Annotated in this window: 15 protein-coding genes; 2 read left to right on the top strand and 13 right to left on the bottom strand. The window is 62.4% G+C overall.

Going from position 1 to position 18324, the window contains the following annotated elements; all coding sequences use genetic code 11:
- The first annotated feature begins 9 nt into the window (after window positions 1-9).
- Entirely contained in the window at window positions 10-891 is an 882-nt protein-coding gene (mmsB, locus tag BS630_RS28995) for a 3-hydroxyisobutyrate dehydrogenase (protein ID WP_077980139.1), read from the top strand.
- A 34-nt stretch (window positions 892-925) separates the two neighbouring features.
- On the opposite strand, the gene fhuB is transcribed toward mmsB, so the two are convergent.
- The 13 genes from fhuB to BS630_RS28930 form a co-directional block, all read right to left on the bottom strand.
- Window positions 926-2914, bottom strand: coding sequence for a Fe(3+)-hydroxamate ABC transporter permease FhuB (gene fhuB, locus BS630_RS28990; protein ID WP_077980138.1), 1989 nt, complete (start codon window positions 2912-2914; stop codon window positions 926-928).
- A complete protein-coding gene (locus tag BS630_RS28985; protein ID WP_077980137.1) occupies window positions 2907-3782 on the bottom strand; it encodes an ABC transporter substrate-binding protein in 876 nt (291 codons plus the stop codon). The genes fhuB and BS630_RS28985 overlap by 8 nt, the downstream gene beginning before the upstream one ends.
- A gap of 3 nt (window positions 3783-3785) precedes the next feature.
- Window positions 3786-4565 carry an ABC transporter ATP-binding protein gene (locus BS630_RS28980; protein ID WP_077980136.1) on the bottom strand — a complete coding sequence of 260 codons (780 nt, stop codon included), beginning with the start codon at window positions 4563-4565 and terminating at the stop codon, window positions 3786-3788.
- Window positions 4566-4657: 92 nt separating this feature from the next.
- Complete coding sequence (locus BS630_RS28975; protein WP_077980135.1) at window positions 4658-6817, bottom strand: TonB-dependent siderophore receptor; 2160 nt, start codon at window positions 6815-6817, stop codon at window positions 4658-4660.
- Window positions 6818-6984: 167 nt separating this feature from the next.
- A complete protein-coding gene (locus BS630_RS28970; protein ID WP_077980134.1) occupies window positions 6985-7869 on the bottom strand; it encodes a helix-turn-helix domain-containing protein in 885 nt (294 codons plus the stop codon).
- A gap of 127 nt (window positions 7870-7996) precedes the next feature.
- Window positions 7997-8755 (bottom strand): fumarylacetoacetate hydrolase family protein, encoded by a 759-nt coding sequence (locus BS630_RS28965; RefSeq protein ID WP_077980133.1) that lies wholly within the window; start codon window positions 8753-8755, stop codon window positions 7997-7999.
- A gap of 79 nt (window positions 8756-8834) precedes the next feature.
- On the bottom strand, window positions 8835-10214 hold the full coding sequence (locus tag BS630_RS28960) for an FGGY-family carbohydrate kinase (protein WP_077980132.1): 1380 nt from the start codon (window positions 10212-10214) through the stop codon (window positions 8835-8837).
- Complete coding sequence (gene rhaM / locus BS630_RS28955) at window positions 10211-10531, bottom strand: L-rhamnose mutarotase (RefSeq protein ID WP_003553870.1); 321 nt, start codon at window positions 10529-10531, stop codon at window positions 10211-10213. Before rhaM ends, BS630_RS28960 begins: the two co-directional genes overlap by 4 nt.
- A complete protein-coding gene (locus BS630_RS28950) occupies window positions 10528-11535 on the bottom strand; it encodes an ABC transporter permease (protein ID WP_077980131.1) in 1008 nt (335 codons plus the stop codon). Before BS630_RS28950 ends, rhaM begins: the two co-directional genes overlap by 4 nt.
- Window positions 11532-12533 carry an ABC transporter permease gene (locus BS630_RS28945; protein ID WP_077980130.1) on the bottom strand — a complete coding sequence of 334 codons (1002 nt, stop codon included), beginning with the start codon at window positions 12531-12533 and terminating at the stop codon, window positions 11532-11534. Before BS630_RS28945 ends, BS630_RS28950 begins: the two co-directional genes overlap by 4 nt.
- A 9-nt stretch (window positions 12534-12542) precedes the next feature.
- Window positions 12543-14078, bottom strand: coding sequence for a sugar ABC transporter ATP-binding protein (locus tag BS630_RS28940; protein ID WP_077980129.1), 1536 nt, complete (start codon window positions 14076-14078; stop codon window positions 12543-12545).
- A gap of 72 nt (window positions 14079-14150) precedes the next feature.
- Window positions 14151-15146, bottom strand: a complete 996-nt coding sequence (gene rhaS / locus BS630_RS28935; protein WP_003553864.1) for a rhamnose ABC transporter substrate-binding protein — start codon at window positions 15144-15146, stop codon at window positions 14151-14153.
- Window positions 15147-15195: 49 nt separating this feature from the next.
- Window positions 15196-16008 carry a DeoR/GlpR family DNA-binding transcription regulator gene (locus tag BS630_RS28930; RefSeq protein WP_003547829.1) on the bottom strand — a complete coding sequence of 271 codons (813 nt, stop codon included), beginning with the start codon at window positions 16006-16008 and terminating at the stop codon, window positions 15196-15198.
- Window positions 16009-16205: 197 nt separating this feature from the next.
- Between BS630_RS28930 and BS630_RS28925 the strand changes: the two genes are divergently transcribed.
- On the top strand, window positions 16206-18302 hold the full coding sequence (locus BS630_RS28925) for a bifunctional rhamnulose-1-phosphate aldolase/short-chain dehydrogenase (RefSeq protein ID WP_077980128.1): 2097 nt from the start codon (window positions 16206-16208) through the stop codon (window positions 18300-18302).
- Window positions 18303-18324: the final 22 nt, after the last annotated feature.

Genomic DNA, 18324 nt, shown 5'->3' with positions numbered 1-18324 from the left:
GAGAAGACCATGGCAAGGATCGCATTCATCGGCCTCGGCAACATGGGTGGGCCGATGGCGGCCAATCTGGTCAAATCAGGTCACGAGGTCCTCGGCTTCGATCTGGCGGCTTCGGTACTGAAGGCCGCCGAGGAGAGGGGCGTCAAGCCGGCAAGCCATGCCAGCCAGGCGGTCAAGGATGCGGAGATCATCATCACCATGCTGCCGCAAGGCAGACACGTGCTGACGGCCTGGACCGATATCCTGCAGTCCGCCGCGCAAGGCACGCTGGTCATCGATTGTTCGACCATCGATGTCGAAAGCAGCCGCAAAGCGCATGAGATGGCCAAGGCCGCAAGCTGCCTGTCGCTCGACGCTCCCGTCTCCGGCGGCACGGGCGGGGCGACCGCGGGCACGCTGACCTTCATGGCCGGCGGCTCGGAAGACGCCTTCGCCAAGGCAAAACCAATCCTCGAGGCCATGGGAAAGAAGATTGTCCATTGCGGCGAGGCCGGCGCCGGCCAGGCGGCGAAGATCTGCAACAACATGATATTAGGCATCTCGATGGTGGGCGTCTGCGAAGCCTTCGTGCTTGCCGAAAAGCTCGGCCTATCGCATCAGGCGCTGTTCGACGTCGCCTCGACCTCGTCGGGCCAGTGCTGGTCGATCAATACCTATTGCCCGGTGCCCGGACCGGTGCCGACCTCGCCGGCGAACAACGACTACAAGCCGGGTTTTGCCGCGGCACTGATGCTGAAGGATTTGAGGCTTTCACAGGAAGCGGCGCTGGCGAGCGGCGCCTCCACGCCACTTGGCGCGGAAGCAGCGCAGCTTTATGCGCTCTTCGACAAACTAGGACATGGCGGAAGGGACTTTTCCGCCATCATCGAGATGTTCCGCGAGAAGGCGTAAGCAGCACCGCAGCGCGCCGTGAACCGCTTAGCCATCATTGCTGAACCTCCTTTCGCGAAAGCAGCCAGATGAGATAGGGGCCGCCGATCAGCGCCGCGAAGAGGCCGACCGGCACCTGGTAGGGGTAGATGACGACGCGCGACAGCCAGTCCGCCGCCATCAGCACGCCGGCGCCGAAGAGAAGGCTCGCCGCCAGCTGGTGGCCCGGGGCGCGAAAGCCGGCAAGCCGGGCAAGATGCGGCGCAATGAGACCGGTGAGGCTGAGTGGTCCGACAAGGAAGGAGGCGATCGCCGTCATCAGCGCGGCGAGGACGGCAAGCGCCAGTCGGCTTGCCCCGACATGAAGGCCGATGGCACGGCTGGGCCCGGCGCCAAGCGGCAGGATCGTCAGCCAGCGGCTGAGGAAGGGCAAGGGTGCTGTCAGCACGACGAGCGAGACGATGGCCGTCCAGGCTTCGAAGGCGCCGGCGCGGTTGGTCGAGCCGGAAAGCCATGTCAGCAGGATATAGCCGCGCATATCGCCCTGGGCGAGCACCATCGTCACAATCGCCATGGCGAAGGCGCCGATGCCGACGCCGGCTAGCAGCATGCGTTCCGGCGAGAATTGGGCGCGGACTGATATGGCGATCATCGCAAGGAAGGCGGTCAGCGCGCCGAGCGCCATGGCAAGCAGCATGATGATGGCGGAGGGGAAGCCGAAGAGGAAGAGCGCCACGGTCAGGCCCGCACCGGCGCCGCTGCTGACGCCCAGCACTTCGGGGCTAGCGATCGGATTGCCGGTGACGCGTTGCATGATGAAGCCGGCTGCCGCCAGCATGGCTCCGGCCCCGGCTGCCACAACCGTTCGCGGCAGTCGGAAGGGCAGGAGATCGGTCAAGAGCGAGCCGGTCGCGATATGCCAGCCGTCCTCGGCAGGGCCGAGGGTGAGGACGACGGCAAAGATCAGGGCGAAGGAAGTAAAGAGCGCGCCAAGGGCCAGAAGCGGCTTGGTGAGCCTGTTCAGCGCTGCGGTCGACTGGGCGGCAATGGCGGAAACGGAGTGCACGCTGGGCAGCAGGCAGAGCAATAAGGGACCGCCGAGCAGGGCGGTCGCGGCTCCCGTCGGGGCAAGATCGGTAAAGCCGGGGCCGAGGATCTGGGTGAGGCAATCGGTTAGGAAGAGCAGGCCGGCCCCGGTCAGCGGCGCTGTCAGCATCAGTTTGCCTGTGCTGCGCGCGCCGGCAAATCTTGCGATCGCGGGGGCTGCTAGCCCGACGAAGCCGATCACCCCGACCTCTGCCGTCACCGAGGCGGCGAGCCAGACAGCGAGTGCGACGATCGCGAGGCGTGTCGAATGCAGGGCAAGGCCGAGGCTCCTGGCGCCGCTGTCGTCGAGCGCAAGGATGCGGAGCGGGCGCACCAGGAGAAGAGCGGCGGCAAAGCCGAGGGTAAGCCGGGGGCCGAGCGAGAGTACGCCGTTCCAATCCTGCTGACTGAGCGAACCGGCGCCCCAGATATGGATCGACATGGCATATTCGCCGCGCGACAGGATCAGCGTGACGCTGAGGGCCGAGGCGATCAGGCTGACGATCAGGCCGGAGAGTGCCACGGTCAGCGGATCGAGCCCGCGCCGCCAGCTCAAAACCAGCACGATGGCGACAGCCGCGAGACCGCCGCCGAAGGCGGCCATCTCACGCGAAAATCCGATGAGCAGGGGCGAGAAGCCCATGGCCGCAGTCATTGCCAGTTCCGCCCCGGAGGCAATCCCGAGCGTGGAAGCATCGGCGATCGGATTGCGCAGGACACGTTGCAGCAATGTGCCGGAAAGGCCGAGTGCCGCGCCCGCGATCAATGCCAGCATGGCGCGGGGCATGATGCTGTTCCAGAGCAGCACACCGTTCAGCATGGCTGCGTCGGCATCGCCCTGCGGAACCTCAGGACGCTTTACGATGAGGAGTGCGAAGGCCGCAATGCAAAGTACGGGCAGTAATATCGCGAAGGCGGGCGTGCCCGCGTTTCCTGCGAGCTTGGCGCGGCTAACCATTCCATGCATGCGTAAGCCCCTCCGCCAGAAGATCGGCAAAGCGCCCCGCGGCCGGCAGTGCGCCATAGGGATTGATCGAGCCGAGCATCAGCACGCGCTTCTCGCGCACGGCCGGCAGCGCATTCCAGAAGTTGCTGGTCGCGAGCGTGGCGAGCGCATCGGCCGGCTGTGGCGGGATCATCACGATCCAGGCGTCGGGCATCGATGCCAATATCTCGATGCCGACGGGAGCGGCGGCCGAGTAGCTGGTCTGAGCCTGCCAGGCATTGGTGAGGCCGACGTGTTTCAGCACCTCGCCGAACATGCTGTCGGAGCCGAAGACGCGGAAATGCCTGGCATCGCCGAGATTGATCGGGATCACCGGGCGCCCGTCGCCGGCGGCAAGGAGAGCCCGGTAGCGGTCGAGCCTGGCTCCAAGCTCTTCAGTCAACTGTCTCGCTGCGGCAAGCTGCAGGCGCTCGCCGATTGCAAGTGTGGCCTGTTCGGCGAGCGCGAAGGGGCTTTCGCCGGGTTTGTAGATCGCATGGCTTTCCACAGGCGCGACCCCACGTATGCGTTCGTCTGCCCAGGCATAGAAGTTCGAGTTGAAGATCAGGTCCGGGCGTGCAAACCGCAGCACCTCGAAATTCGGCGTGCCGCGCAGACCGAGATCGGCGGTCGTGGCCGGCACGTCAGGCGTGATCGCCACCTCGCGGAATTGGCGCAGTTCCGTTGCCGCAACGACATTCGCCCCGATCGCCAGCAGGGTTTCGAGCAGCGCCCAATCGAGCGTCGCGACGCGCACGCTCTCCGCCGCCCGCGAATACGCGGGGACGGAGAGCGAGGCCGCCGCACCGGCCAGAAACTGTCTGCGGGAGAAATACGCCATTGCCTACAACAGATAGCTGACCGGCTCGTTTCGAACCGGATGCGGGAAGACGCCCATGCCGACGCCGAAGATCGACTGCAGCGTGTCGGCCTGCATGATCTCGGAGGGCGTGCCCTCGGCAGTGATCCGGCCGCGGTTGAGCGCGATGATCGCGTCGCAATAGCGCGCGGCGAGGTTGATATCGTGCAACACGATGATGACGGTCAGCCCGCGTTCATGGCTGAGTTCCTTGACCAGCGAGAGAACGCTGGCCTGATGGGCGAGGTCGAGAGCCGACGTCGGCTCGTCGAGCAGCAGGCAGCGGGCGTCCTGGGCGAGCATCATGGCGATCCAGGCGCGCTGGCGTTCGCCGCCGGACATGCTGGCGACGAGACGATCGGCAAATTCCTCGAGCTCGGTGCGGACGATCGCCTCCTCGACCATGTTGCGATCCGTTGAGGTGAAGCGGCCAAGCGTGCCATGCCAGGGAAAACGGCCGAGCGCCACAAGTTCCCGCACGGTCATCCCGTCGGTCGCCGGCGTGAATTGCGGCATGTAGGCGACGTGCCGGGCAAAGGCCCGGCTGCCCCAGTCACCCGCCGGCTTGCCGTCGAAGGAGATGGCGCCGGATTTCGGCGCGACCTGGCGGGCGATGATCTTCAAAAGAGTGCTCTTGCCGGACCCGTTCGGCCCCACCAGTCCGTAAATGCGGCCGCGCTCAAGCGTCAGGTCGATGTCGGACAGGATGGATTTCGGCCCGATGGCATAATCTATCGCCGACAGGGCAAGGAAAGGCGAAGGCATAGTCTGCTCCAGTTCGGCGCCGCAACGGGTTCGGGAGGGCAGGCCCTCCCTTTCCCCACAGGTTCCTGCAAAACTAAACTCAGATTGTCAACTTACCACTTTCTGCTGAGCTTGAAGGTGACGGTGCGGGCATCGCCGTAACCGCAGACGGTCAGCCCGCCGCAACCCTTGACATATTCCTTGTCGAAGAGGTTCGCGACATTGAGCGAGGCCCCCCAATTTTCCTTCTCGTAGCGGATCGCAGCGTCGAAGATGGTTGCGGCCGGCACCTTCTCGGTATTGGCCTCATCGGCCCAGGACCAGCCCTGATGGCGGACGCCGGCGCCAAAGCTCATGCCCTCGAAAGCCCCTGTCGTCAGCGTGTAGTCGATCCAGAGAGAGGCGGTCACCTTCGGGACGATATAGGGTGAATTGCCGACCAGCGCCGGATTGGCGTCGTTCTCCATCACCTCCATGTCGGTATAGGCGAGCGATGCGAGAACCTTCCAGTTCTCGTTGATATTGACCTTGCCTTCGAGTTCGGCGCCGCGCGAAACCACCTCGCCGAGCTGGCTCTGGGCGAAGGTCAGCGGATTGGTCACCGTGTTGTTGCGCTTGGTGATGTGGAAGACCGAGGCGGTCAGCGAGCCGTCGATGAAGGCCGGCTCATACTTGATGCCGCCTTCGAACTGCTCGCCCTCTTCCGGCTTCAACGCGCCGGAAACACCGGTGCCGACGAGCGGGTTGAAGAAAGTCGCAGCACTCACATAGGGCGTCAGGCCGTTGTCGAATTCGTAGGCAAGGCCGATACGGCCGCTGAGCGCGCTGTCGTTGGTGCTGTAGGTCGTGCCGATTACGGCGTCCTGGTCGATATCGACATAGTCGTAGCGGCCGTTGAGCGTCAGCAGCCAGCCATCGCCGAAATGGATCCGATCCTGGGTGTAGACACCGATCTGGTTCTTGGTCACGACGCCGTCCGCATAGACGAAATTGGCGCCCTGTGTCGTGCCATAGATGGGATCAGTCGCGCTGATCGAATTGGAGCCGCAGCAGGCCTGCCAATTTTCCAGGCGGTAATAGGTGTAGTCGAGCCCGACGAGAAGATTATGCGTGGCGCCGCCGATTTCGGTCTCGCCTTCGAGCCGGTTGTCGATCGAGAAGCTATCGACCCCCGAGCGGCCTTCGAAGCCGATGCGCGCCAGCTGGTAGTCCGGACCCGTCGGCACGCCGCCGACCCAGCCGTTCAGGTAGGGGCCGATCTCATGCTTATCGAGATGGCCGTAGCGCGCATTCTGTGAGAACCTGATGCCATTGTCGAATTCATGCTCGAATTCGTAACCGATCATCTTCTGCACATAGCTGCCATTGTCGATGTCGGGCTCGCCATAGAAGGCGTCGCGGTCGATCTTGCCGAAAGGCGCATCCTCGACGGTGCCGACATAGGGGAAGAAGCCGTTGCCGGTATGCACCTGGTCGAGCCCGGCGAGGTAACCCCAGACCGTGAGGCTCGTGCTGTCATCCGGCGAAATGGTGAGCTGCGGCATGATGAAGCCGCGCAGATCCTCGGAAAAATCCGAATAATTGTCGCCGCCGGCAACCTTGCCGGTGATGCGATAGCTCATCGTTCCACTGGAGCCGACCTTGTCGGAGACATCGAAGCCGGTGAAGGCGTTGCCGTTGCTGTTGATGCCGATCTCGGTATAGAAGAGCGGTTCGTCGAGCGGGCGCTTACGGACGAGATTGACGATGCCGCCGGGGTTTGCTCCGCCGTAAAGCACGGAGGCCGGGCCCTTCAGCACCTCGACGCGCTCCAGCATGAAGGGATCGAGCTGGAAGCCGCCGAAGCCGTAGCTGAAAAGCGTTAGATTGTCGAAGAAGACGCCGGTCTGGCCGGCATCGAAGCCGCGAATGTAGAACCAATCCGTATCGCCGTCGCCGCCAAAGGGCTGCGACGTGACGCCAGGCGTATAAAGCAGCACCTCGTCGATCTTGTTGGTGATGCCGCGATCGTCCATTTCTTCCGTGCCGATGACGGAGACGGATTGCGGAATTTGGTTGAGCGGGGTGTCGCTCTTCGAGCCGGCGGAGGAGTTCTTGGCGACATAGCCTTTGACCGGACTGGTGGCGGTATCGCCGCCGCCCTGGATGACGATCGGCGCGAGCTCAGTCGAATTCGCTTCCTGTGCCGCGGCGGAGCCCGCCATCAGACCGGCGACCGCGGCGCCTGCCAAAAGAATTACCTCGAAATTGAGACCCCTGGTCTGCCCGCGCATATTTCCTATACCCCACTCGTGCCGCGCGATGCCTAGCGTGCGGCGAAGCCCTGAATAAGATGAGTGATTAACTCAGTTTTACCGGGGTGGATTGTCGCGATCGGGGAAAATTGAACGTTTTTGGGCAATTCTCCGCGTTGCAAACAAATGCCCGCCAAGCGTTGCAATCAGGCAACTTGTGCCTTCTTCCAGCTCGCCGGCGTGATGCCGACATGCTTGCGGAAGACGCGGGTAAAATGCGCCTGATCGGCAAAGCCGGTTTCGGCGGCGATTGCGGTCAACGCATTTTCGCTTTCGACAAGCAGCCGCTTGGCCCTGTCGAGCCGGGCATTGGTCTGCCATTGATGCGGAGCGATGCCGGTCGAGGCCTTGAAGGCATGGCTGAAATGCGATTGAGACAGGCCGGTGAGGCCGGCGAGTTCCTCGAGGCGGATATTGCGCAGGCAATTTTCCTCGATGAATTCGGTCGCGCGCCGAAGCTGCCAGGAGGCCAACCTGCTGCGTTTGCGCGGCATCGCCTTGGCAATCTTCAGGACATCGATGATCATGGCCAATGCCAGGCCGTCGCCATAGAGATCGTGCAGCGGCTCCGGATTGAGGCATTCGGCGGCGACGAGCTGTGCCAGCGACAGCACCCGCTCATCGGAAAACAGAAGCTGAGGGCTTTCGAGACGGCGCGGATCGATATCCTCCATTAGCCTGCGGCTGATGGTGTCGGCATCGAAATGGAGGTCGAGATGGCGCACCGAATGCACGTCGGTCAGATCGGCCCAGACTTCCATGCCGGCCGGTACATAGGAGATCGGCCGTTTTTCCGTATCCTGAATGGCACCCTGCGCCTTTGGCGAGAGCTTGACACGCGAATTGCCCGGTCCGCGCTTGTCGAGCATGATGAACAGCCGCGGGTCGCGCGAGACATAATAGCCGCCGGCATAGGAGGCGCACTCCACGTCCCAGACATCGGCGACGATACCGTTCCACAGGCGGCGATGCACGCCGCCGATGACGGAGAAGCCCTGGATCTTGTTCTGCATCCGCGGTTGAAACGTCATTTCTACTTCCGCCCCCGGCCATGCGCCGGAAGCAAACCTTCAATTTGTACTCAAGTTTATTACCGCAGGCGCAACCGGATGGCAATTACCAAATCCGGCACCAAACCGGGGAAAAACCAGGGTCAAATCAAGCCTTCGACACAGAGAAGCTGAGCCTGATGTCGCCGAGCAGGATGTCGATCTCGCCGGGTTCGGTCAGTTCGATCGCACCGCTCAACGTGCCTGTCGTGATCAGCGCACCAGCCTTCAGCGATGTCTCGGGGCGCAAGCCGTCATTGGCATAATCGACGAGCCAGGTGAGAACATCGCCCTTCGGATGCTGGGCCGGACCGTCATAGATCGTGCGGCCGGCATGGGTGACCTTGAGCGGCGTGCCAGCGGCGGTATCGACAACGCTTTTTTCGACCTCCGGGCCGAGCACATAGCCGCTATTGCCGAGGCGGTCGGCGACGAACAGCAGAAACGAAACGCTGCCGCTTTCCTTCACGGCGCTGACCAGCAGCTCGGCGCCGAGATAGACAGCGGAAATTGCCTCGACCACCTCGGCGCGGCTGTAGGGAATCCCCGAGCGGACCGGCAGGTCGCCGCCGAGACGGACGGCGATCTCGGTCTCGAATTTCAGGCCCGGATACCAGGGAATGTCAGCGCCCGAGACGGCTTTGGCATAGGGATACAACGGAGCGGTGACCGCCTGGCCCTGCGGAGAGACCGTGACTTTCCAGGCATTGCTCGAAATATGGTCTGCAGCAGTGAGCAAATTCTGCGCCTCCATCGCCTGATGGAGATCGGCTGGCAGCGCGAAAGTGTCCGTTGCCTCCTGCCGGCCGGCCTGTCGCAGGCTGTGAAGCCTGGCTGCAAGGGTGCGCGGATCGAATCTCTCTGTCATGCTATCTCCTCGACCTGATTTTCGAGGTGCCACACTAACGAGAAGGCAGGGACGAACAAGGCCGCTTTTGGAAAGACTCCTATTTCATCGCCGCGTGCCAGCGGGTGCGATAGGCGGTCAGTCCGGAGATGGCAGTCGGCGGAACATGCGTTTCGGCACCCGATACCGGCCGGATGCCGGTGAGAAGGGCGGCACCCTGGCTGGTGCCGGTCGAGCCGGGAAGGGCCATGACCTCGCGGCCAGTCAAGGCGGCGAGCAGCTTGAGATAGGTCCCATTCAGCGCAAAAGGCCCTTCGACGATCACGGGGCCCTTGGCGCCGATCAGTCCGAGGCAGGCATCGGTCATCAAGGCGAGATAGAGACAGGCAGCGGCAGAGCGCTCCTCGCGGCTTGCCTCTTCGGCGCCGATCCAACGACTTGCCTTTCCCGGAAAAGGTCCTGAACCGGGGGCGATATTCGGCAGCAGCATCATGCCCTTTCCGATTACCGGGCCGATTGCCGCCTGAGCGGCTTTTTCGTCGACAGGGCCAATCTCGGCCGACAGGATCTCGAATTCCCGTCCCCCCATGAAACGCGAGGAGGGGACGGCGCGGCCATAGGCATCGACATTGGCGAGCGCATCGCGTTTCGGATCGAGTTGATCGAGATCGCCGCCGACGCCGAAATTGATGACCCATGTGCCGGTGGAGACGACGGCGAAGGGTGCTGCCCGATGAACCAGATGCGGCAGCAGCGAGGCGTTGGAATCGTGAATGCCGCAATAGACTGGCACGGGGGACGTGAGGCCGAGCTCCGCGGCGATGTCGGGCAGGACCGGGCCGAGTGCTTCGAAGGCGGAGCGGATCGGCGCCATGAGGTCGCGGATGGCGAGCCTGTCGACGAGCGAGGAATAACTACCGGCCCTCGGGTTCCAGAGGTCGGTATGGCAGCCGAGCGAAGTCAGCTCATTGGCGGCAACACCGGTCAGCCGCGCCGTCCAATATTGCGCATAGGTGAGGATGGTCGCCACCTCGGCGAATTCCTCGGGAAAGGCGGTCTTCTGGTAGTGCAGCTGCGCGCCGACATTGAGACCCATGGCAAGGCGCGGCGAGAAGGTTTCGTCGAAGGAGGGGCGCAGCCGCGCATAGGCGTCGCGGATTTCCTGCGGATATTCGTGTTCATAGTCGATGACAGGCATGGCAAGCGTGCCGTCCCGGGCAAGGAGTGCTGCGGAGGCGCCATGGGTGGTGATCGAAATGGCGTCGAAGCCGGGCTCGCGCGCAAGGCTCTTCAGCGCATCGAGCGCAAAGGACCAGAGAGCCTCTACGTCGTAATGCGGATAGAGGCCGGTTTTGATCGCGATATTCGGCCGTTTCAACATAGCGATCTCGGCGCCGGTCTCGCTGTCGAGCACGACGACCTTGGCATTGGTCTTGCCGATGTCGAGGACGGCGATGCGGCGATAGGAGGTGGCGTTCATGGCATATGGAAGACGGTGACCAGGTCGCTCTGGACCGGTGAATTATCGGGATTGGTCGCCATGATATCGGCCATGTGCGCCCACCACTTTTTCACGACCGGATGGTCCGGCAGGCTCGCCATCGTGTGGTCGGCCGGCCGCGTCAACACGCCGAACAGCGTGTTGGTCTCGCGGTCGAGATGGATGGAATAGTCGCTGGCGCCTGACTTGTGCAGGAGATCGACCAATTCCGGCCAGATCTCGTCATGCCGCCGGCGGTATTCGGCTTCCATGCCGGGATTGAGCTGCATTTTGAAGGCGTGTTTTTCTAAAGTCATCGGGAGCTCATGACCTTGATGCGGCGGGCGATGATCGGGATGGCGATGGTGATGATGAGAAGCAGGCCGATGAAGATCGACATAACGATGCCGGGCACGTTCAGCAGGCCGAGGCCGAAGGTGACGAGGCCCATGACGAAGGCGGCGATGACGACGCCGACGATCGTGCCGGAACCGCCGAGGATCGAGATGCCGCCGAGCACGACCATGGTGACGACCTCGAGTTCCCAGCCCTGGGCGATCGACGGCCGGGTCGAGCCGAGGCGTGAGGTCAGGCAGACGGCGGCAACGCCGCTCATGACGCCGGTCAGCAGGAAGAGGATGAATTTGACGCGTTCGACCGGAATGCCGGAGAAGCGGGCGGCGAAGTCGTTGTTGCCGATCGCATAGACCTGTCGGCCGAAATTCGTCGCATGCAGCAGGATGGCAAAAAGGATCGCCAGCACGATGAAGAGCACGAATTCGAAAGAGAACACCCAGACGACATAACCTTGGCCGAAATAGGCGAAATCCGTAGGGTATTTTCCATAGGCCTGGTCGCCGAGCACGATATAGGAAATGCCGCGGAAAAGGCTCATCGTGCCGATCGTGACGACGATCGACGGCAGTTTCAGCACCGAGACCAGCACTCCGTTGAAGATGCCGCAGGCAAGGCCGGTGCCGATGCCGATCGCCACCAGGCCCGGAGTGCCGATGCCGACCTGCGCTGCCGCGCCCATCGCCGTCGAGGCGAGCGCGATGATCGCAGCGACCGAGAGGTCGATCTCGCCCGATATGACGAGCAGCGCCATGGCGAAGGCGATCATCGCCTTTTCGGTGAAGTTGAAGGTGGCGTCCGAGAGGTTCCAGGCATCGAGGAAATAGGGCGAAGCCAGCGAATTGGAGATGAAGATCAGGACGGCGACGGCAAAGAGCAGCACTTCCCAGCTCGCGACGACACGGCGAAAAGGTGTGCCGAGGCGGTCGGGGATGACCCGCTTTTGGTGTGTGGACACGGTGCTCATGCTGCGGCCTCCGTTCTGATCTCGGCTGCGGCGCGGTCGCGCAGGATGATGCGGCCGCGGTTGCGCTCACGCCTGGCGTTGAAGGCGACGGCGAGAATGATGACGGTTCCGGAGATCGCCATCTGCGTGAAGGGTGAAATGCCGATCACCGGCAGCGCATTCTTGATGACGCCGAGGAAGAGCGCGCCGAGCACGGTGCCGGCGACCGAGCCGACGCCGCCGGCAATCGAAATGCCGCCGATGACGCAGGCCGCAACGCTGTCGAGCTCGAAGCCATTGGCGATATCGACATAGGCAACGGCATAACGCGATACCCAGAGATAGCTCGCAAGCCCGGCAAGTGCGCCGGACAGAACGAAGGCCAAAAATTTCGTCCAGCCCGTATCGATGCCTGCATAGACGGCCGCGGTCGGATTGCCGCCGGTGGCATAGGCCGAGCGGCCGAACTGGGTGTATCGGAGCAGGATATACATCAGAACCACGATGACGATGCCCACCCAGCCGAGAACCGGCAGGCCGAGGATCGGCGTGCGCGGCACCGACAGGAAGACCGGCGTCATCTGGTGAGCGTTGACCCACGCTCCGCCCGACAGCACGAAGGCCATGCCGCGATAGATGGTGAGCGTGCCGAGTGTCACGACGATCGGCGGGATTTCGAGCGCCCAGACGAGAAAGCCGTTGATGGCGCCGAGGCAGGCGCCGATGACGATCGCGGCAAGGATCAGCACGACGAGCGGCAGGTCGGGATAGGCGGCATTCATCATCGCGATCGCCATGCCGGTGAAGGCGAGGTTGGCGGCGACCGACAGGTCGATCGATTTCGTCAGGATGACCGTCATCTGCGCCAGCGCCAGGATGATCAGGATGGAGGTATCGTTGAAAATGCCGGCGAGATTCTCCGGCGTTGCGAAATCGGCAGCGCGCGTCGAAAAGATCGCGATCATCACCACGATGATGAGGAACAGCAGGGTTTCGCGTTTTCTGATCAGTCTTGCCATGCTCTTACCTTATGCATTGCCGGTGGCGGCGCGCACCAGCGCTTCCGGCGACAACTCGGCGCGGTCGAAAATTCCGGCGGAAAGACCTTCCTTCATCACCAGGACGCGGTCCGACATGCCGATGATTTCGGGCAGTTCGGACGAGACCATGATGATCGACAGGCCCTCGGCGGCGAGTTCGCTGATGAAGCCGTGCACGGCCGCCTTCGAGCCGATGTCGATGCCCTTGGTCAGTTCATCGAGGATGATGACCTTCGGCGCCGTCGCCAGCCATTTGCCGATGACGACCTTCTGCTGGTTGCCGCCCGACAGCGTCCCGACGGGCACGGAAAGAGCAGCGGCGCGCAGGTCCAGCCGTTCGGCATATTTGCGGGCGAGCGCGAATTCTTCTGCCGCCCTGAGGAAGCCACGGCGCGAGGTGCGGGTAAGCGAAGGCAGCGTCATGTTCTGGAAAATCGGCATCGGCAGCGCCAGCCCGTGGCGGCCGCGTTCCTCCGGTACATAGACGATGCCGGCGCGGATCGCATCCTGCGGCGAATGGATGGTGATCTCGCGGCCTTCGAGCATCATGGTGCCGGAGAGCGGCCTGGTGATGCCGAAGAGCGATTGGGACAGTTCCGAACGCCCGGCGCCGATCAGGCCGTAAATGCCGAGAATCTCGCCCTGGCGAAGCGTGAAGGAGATGTCGCGGAATTCGGTGCGATGGCTGTAATTGCGGATCTCGAGAACCGGGCCGCCGATGGCGACGTCGACCTTCGGAAAAGCGTTCTCGACGTCGCGGCCGACCATCATGCGGACGATCTCGTCCTGCGGCGTTTCCTTGAGCCGGCCCTGGCCGACGGCGCGGCCGTCGCGAAAGACGACGAAATCGTCGGCGATCTCGTACACTTCGTCGAACTTGTGGCTGATGAAGAGGATTGCCTTGCCCTTTTCCTTCAGGCCCCGCACGATGCGGAAGAGATCGTCGATCTCCTTGCGGGAAAGGGCTGCCGTCGGTTCGTCCATGATGACGATGCGGGCCTCGATCGACAGCGCGCGCGCAATCGCCACCAGATGGCGCTGCGCGATCGAGAGATCCTTCAGCCGGATCGTCGGATCGATATTGCTTTCAAGCGCGGTCAGCAGCGCCTTCGCACGGCTGTTCATCGCCTGCCAGTCGATGGTGCGCAAGCGCGTGCGCGGCGCGTGGCCGAGGAAAATGTTTTCGGCAACCGTCAACTCGTCGAACAGCACGGTTTCCTGATGGATGGCGGTGACGCCGGCATCGATCGCGGCCTGGGCGCTGGCAAAGGTCACCGGCTGGCCATCGACGAGGATCTCGCCTTCGTTCGGCCTGTAGATGCCGGTCAGGATCTTGACGAGCGTCGATTTGCCTGCGCCGTTTTCGCCGATCAGCGCGGTGACCGTGCCGGGATGCAGCGCGATGCTGACATTGTCGAGCGCCTTCACGCCCGGGAAGATCTGTGAGATGCCGCGCATTTCCAGAATGGCGGGCGCATCACCGGTTTTGCTGTCCGTGGCGGTTTGTTGAAAGGCAGCGTTCATCAAGCTTCTACCAGTGTCGAATGAGAATCCCGGCGGCCATCAGGCCGCCGGCTTTTATGCGTCGGCTCCGGATCAGAAGACCTTGGAGAACTGGTCGATATTCGAAGCATTGTAGACGAAGGGATCGGCCATGGCGGCTTCACCATTGTCGCCGACCTTGATCTTGCCCATGCGGCCGACTTCTATCTCGCTGCCCGGCTTGCCGTCGGTCTCGCCCTTGACGAGGCGATAGGCGATCTGCGTTGCGGAGTAGCCGAGATCGATCGGGTTCCAGATGGCGAATTCCTTCGTCGCGCCCGACTTGATCGCGCCGGCCATTTCGGACGGCAGGCCGAGACCGGTGACGTAGACCTTGCCGACAAGACCCTTGTCTTCGACGACCTTGGACGCGGCGAGAACGCCGACCGTCGTCGGAGCGACGATGACCTTGATGTTCGGGTTCGCCTTCAAGAGGCCTTCGGCTTCACGATAGGACTTGTCCGAGAGGTCGTCGCCATAGACAGTGGTGACGAGGTTGAGGCCCGGGAAATCCTTGAGCTGCTTCTTCATCTGGTCGATCCAGATGTTCTGGTTGGTCGAGGTGGTCGTTGCCGACAGGATGGCGAAGTCACCCTTGCCGCCGTCGAGATGGTCCTTGACGAGCGTCAGGCACATCTTGCCGATCAGCTCGTTGGACGACGGGTTGAGCTGCAGGATACGGCCTTCAGGTGCGACGCCGGAATCCCAGGAGATGACCTTGATGCCGCGCTGTGCAGCCTTCTTCAGCGCCGGAACGAGCGCGTCGGGATCGTTGGCCGAAACGGCGATGGCGCTGACGCCCTGGGCGATCAGCGAGTTGATGACTTCGATCTGACCTTCGGCCGTCGTCGTCGTCGGACCGGTATAGATGACCTCGACGCCGCCGAGTTCCTTGGCGGCTTCCTGCGCGCCTTTGTTGGCGGCATCGAAGAAGCCGTTGCCAAGCGACTTGACGACGAGGCCGATCTTGATGTCGGCAGCACTTGCCGTGCCGGCCATCATCGCGACGGCAAATGCCACGCCGATTGCGAGTTTCTTTGCGAGTTTCATGCTTTCATCCTCCCACTTTGATTGACACTCTTCACACCTCCCCGGCGCCTTATGCGACCGACGAGGAATCCTCCTTGATTGCCTGGGCGGCCGGGCTCGCGACAATGAGCCTGATGCCGGCATTCTCGATCATCCTGACGGCTTCCTCTGGAATGCCGTCATCGGTGATGATCGTAGACACACGCTCGAGCGGGCACAGAATGAGGCTCGACCGGCGATGGAACTTGCTGGAATCGGCCATGACGACCAATTCGTCGGCCTGATGCATCAGCTTCTGTTCGCTTTGAATAATCAGCGCGTCGGCTTCCATGATGCCGAGCGGGCCGATGCCCTGCGCGCCGATGAAGAAGCGGCGGGCGTAGAAATTGCGGATCGCGTCATTGTCGAAGGGGGAGAGGATCAGGCTCTGCTCGCGATAGATCGCGCCGCCCGGCACCGTTACCGTGTTCTTCGAATGCTTGACCAGATGTTCGGCGATGGCGAAAGAATTGGTCATTACCTGCAGGCGGTGCGCCGCCATGAAATGCACCATCTGGAAGGTGGTCGTACCGCCATTGATGATGATCGCGTCGCCCGGATCGCAAAGCTCGACTGCCTGGCGTGCGATTGCGCGCTTCTTGTCGATATTGACCGATTCCGAAACGCGGAAGGGGCGCCCGGCGAGATTGCCGAGCTGCGGTGGATGCACGGCCTCGGCGCCGCCGCGCACACGGCGGATCTTGCCCTGAACATGAAGAGCCGCGATGTCGCGCCGGATCGTCGCCTCGGAAGCCTCGGTCAGTTCGGAAATATCCTGAACCGTCACGACGGACTTTTCCTGAACGGCGCTCAGAATAATGCGATGGCGTTCGCGTTCGTGCATGGGGTCCTCCTTCAATCGTTTATTTCGCACATATGACAATGTGTCAATCAAAAACGATCAAAAATTTTCATATTGCGCTGCACAATAATCGAATTTGATCGTTTTCGATTGACAACCGCGGTTTTGATGAGCGATACCGTCTGCGAAAAGGGGCGCGAACTTTGCGCTCCGATGATGATTTCATATGGGAGGATGACATGGCGGCGAACGTCCGGCTTCTGGAAAACCGGTGGGATGATGCTTACGCGGCGGGCCTCGATGAGCCTGGCAAGCTGCTCTATCGTTCCAACCTGCTCGGCGCCGACAAGCGCATCACCAACTATGGCGGCGGCAACACCTCGGCGAAGGTGATGGAAACCGATCCGCTGGCCGGCGGCAAGGTGAAGGTGCTTTGGGTCAAGGGTTCGGGCGGCGACGTCGGCACGATTAAGCTCGACGGTTTCGCGACGCTCTACCAGGACAAGCTGGAATCGCTGAAGAGCATCTACAAGGGTGTCGAGGACGAGGACCGCATGGTCGGCTTCCTGCCGCACTGCACCTTCAACCTGAACGCCCGTGCCGCCTCGATCGACACGCCGCTGCACGGTTTCGTGCCTTTCACTCATGTCGACCACATGCATCCCGATGCGATCATCGCGATCGCCGCGTCGAAGAATTCGAAGGAATTGACGCAGCAGATCTTCGGCGATGCGATCGGCTGGCTGCCCTGGCGCCGTCCGGGCTTCCAGCTCGGCCTCGATCTCGGCGCATTTGTTGCCGCAAACCCGAATGCCAAGGGTGTCGTGCTCGAGAGCCACGGCCTCTTCACCTGGGCGAACGATGCCAAAGCCTGCTACGAGCTGACGCTCGATATCATCAACAAGGCGATCGTCTGGTTTGCCGAAAAGACCGAAGGCAAGACGATTTTCGGTGGCGCGCTGGCACAAAGCCTGCCGGTCGCCGAACGCCGCGCCATCGCCGCCCGGCTGATGCCGGAGATCCGCGGCCGCATCGGCAAGCAGGAGCGCAAGCTTGGTCATTTCGACGATCAGGACGCCGTGCTCGAATTCGTCAACTCCAGCGATCTGCGCCCGCTCGGCGCGCTCGGCACCAGCTGCCCTGACCATTTCCTGCGCACAAAGATCCGTCCGCTGATCGTCGATTTCGACCCGGCCAAGCCGGATGTCGACGCGATCGTTTCCGGTCTCGACAAGGCGCTGGAAGACTATCGCGCCGATTACGCCCGCTATTACAACGACTGCAAGCATGGCAATTCGCCCGCCATGCGCGACGCCAATCCCGTCATCTTTCTGGTGCCCGGCGTCGGCATGCTGTCCTTTGCCCGCGACAAGGCGACGGCCCGCATTGCCAGCGAATTCTACGTCAACGCCATCAACGTCATGCGCGGCGCCTCGACGGTCTCCGAATATCAGGGCCTGCCCGAGCAGGAAGCCTTCGATATCGAATATTGGCTGCTTGAAGAGGCCAAGCTGCAGCGCATGCCGAAGCCAAAGAGCCTTGCCGGCCGCGTTGCCTTTGTCACCGGCGGCGCCGGCGGCATCGGCCGGGCGACGGCCGCACGCCTCGTCGGCGAAGGCGCCTGCGTGGTGCTTGCCGATATCGACCAGGCAGCGCTCGAAGGCACCGAAGCCGATTTCGTCAAGAAGTTCGGCGCTGACGCCGTGCGCAGCGTCCGGCTCGACGTCACCAAGGAAGATGCGGTGATCGCCTCCTTCGCGGAAGCCTGCGTCGAATTCGGCGGCATCGATATCCTCGTCTCCAATGCCGGCATTGCCTCCTCCGCGCCGATCGAACTGACCGAGCTTGCGACGTGGAACCGCAATATCGATATTCTCGCGACCGGTTATTTCCTCGTCTCGCGCGAAGCCTTCCGCCTGTTCCGCCGTCAGGCGCTCGGCGGCAACGTCATCTTCGTCGCTTCGAAAAACGGTCTAGCCGCTTCGCCGAATGCATCTGCCTATTGCACCGCAAAGGCTGCCGAAATCCATCTCGCCCGCTGCCTGGCGCTGGAGGGCGCGGATGCCGGCATCCGCGTCAACACCGTCAATCCGGATGCCGTCCTGCGCGGCTCGAAGATCTGGAGCGGCGAATGGCGCGAGCAGCGCGCCGCCTCGTCCAAGATCGAGGTGGACGATCTCGAGGAACATTACCGCAAGCGTTCGATGCTGAAACTCAACGTGTTTCCGGAAGATATCGCCGAGGCGATCTATTTCCTCGCATCGGACCTTTCGGCAAAATCGACCGGCAACATCATCAACGTCGATGCCGGCAACGTGCAGAGTTTTACGCGCTAGAGAAATTCCAGCAACAGTGTGC

The sequence above is a fragment of the Rhizobium laguerreae genome (assembly GCF_002008165.1).
GTDB lineage: Bacteria > Pseudomonadota > Alphaproteobacteria > Rhizobiales > Rhizobiaceae > Rhizobium > Rhizobium laguerreae.
Note: the sequence above shows the minus strand (reverse complement) of the source record. Positions and strands in the feature narration are given on the sequence as shown.

Excerpts from the sequence above, each read along its gene's own strand:
- mmsB (WP_077980139.1), top strand. The coding sequence starts at position 10 with ATGGCAAGGATCGCATTCATCGGCCTCGGCAACATGGGTGGGCCGATG.
- fhuB (WP_077980138.1), bottom strand. The coding sequence starts at position 2,914 with ATGGTTAGCCGCGCCAAGCTCGCAGGAAACGCGGGCACGCCCGCCTTC.
- BS630_RS28985 (WP_077980137.1), bottom strand. The coding sequence starts at position 3,782 with ATGGCGTATTTCTCCCGCAGACAGTTTCTGGCCGGTGCGGCGGCCTCG.
- BS630_RS28980 (WP_077980136.1), bottom strand. The coding sequence starts at position 4,565 with ATGCCTTCGCCTTTCCTTGCCCTGTCGGCGATAGATTATGCCATCGGG.
- BS630_RS28975 (WP_077980135.1), bottom strand. The coding sequence starts at position 6,817 with ATGCGCGGGCAGACCAGGGGTCTCAATTTCGAGGTAATTCTTTTGGCA.
- BS630_RS28970 (WP_077980134.1), bottom strand. The coding sequence starts at position 7,869 with ATGACGTTTCAACCGCGGATGCAGAACAAGATCCAGGGCTTCTCCGTC.
- BS630_RS28965 (WP_077980133.1), bottom strand. The coding sequence starts at position 8,755 with ATGACAGAGAGATTCGATCCGCGCACCCTTGCAGCCAGGCTTCACAGC.
- BS630_RS28960 (WP_077980132.1), bottom strand. The coding sequence starts at position 10,214 with ATGAACGCCACCTCCTATCGCCGCATCGCCGTCCTCGACATCGGCAAG.
- rhaM (WP_003553870.1), bottom strand. The coding sequence starts at position 10,531 with ATGACTTTAGAAAAACACGCCTTCAAAATGCAGCTCAATCCCGGCATG.
- BS630_RS28950 (WP_077980131.1), bottom strand. The coding sequence starts at position 11,535 with ATGAGCACCGTGTCCACACACCAAAAGCGGGTCATCCCCGACCGCCTC.
- BS630_RS28945 (WP_077980130.1), bottom strand. The coding sequence starts at position 12,533 with ATGGCAAGACTGATCAGAAAACGCGAAACCCTGCTGTTCCTCATCATC.
- BS630_RS28940 (WP_077980129.1), bottom strand. The coding sequence starts at position 14,078 with ATGAACGCTGCCTTTCAACAAACCGCCACGGACAGCAAAACCGGTGAT.
- rhaS (WP_003553864.1), bottom strand. The coding sequence starts at position 15,146 with ATGAAACTCGCAAAGAAACTCGCAATCGGCGTGGCATTTGCCGTCGCG.
- BS630_RS28930 (WP_003547829.1), bottom strand. The coding sequence starts at position 16,008 with ATGCACGAACGCGAACGCCATCGCATTATTCTGAGCGCCGTTCAGGAA.
- BS630_RS28925 (WP_077980128.1), top strand. The coding sequence starts at position 16,206 with ATGGCGGCGAACGTCCGGCTTCTGGAAAACCGGTGGGATGATGCTTAC.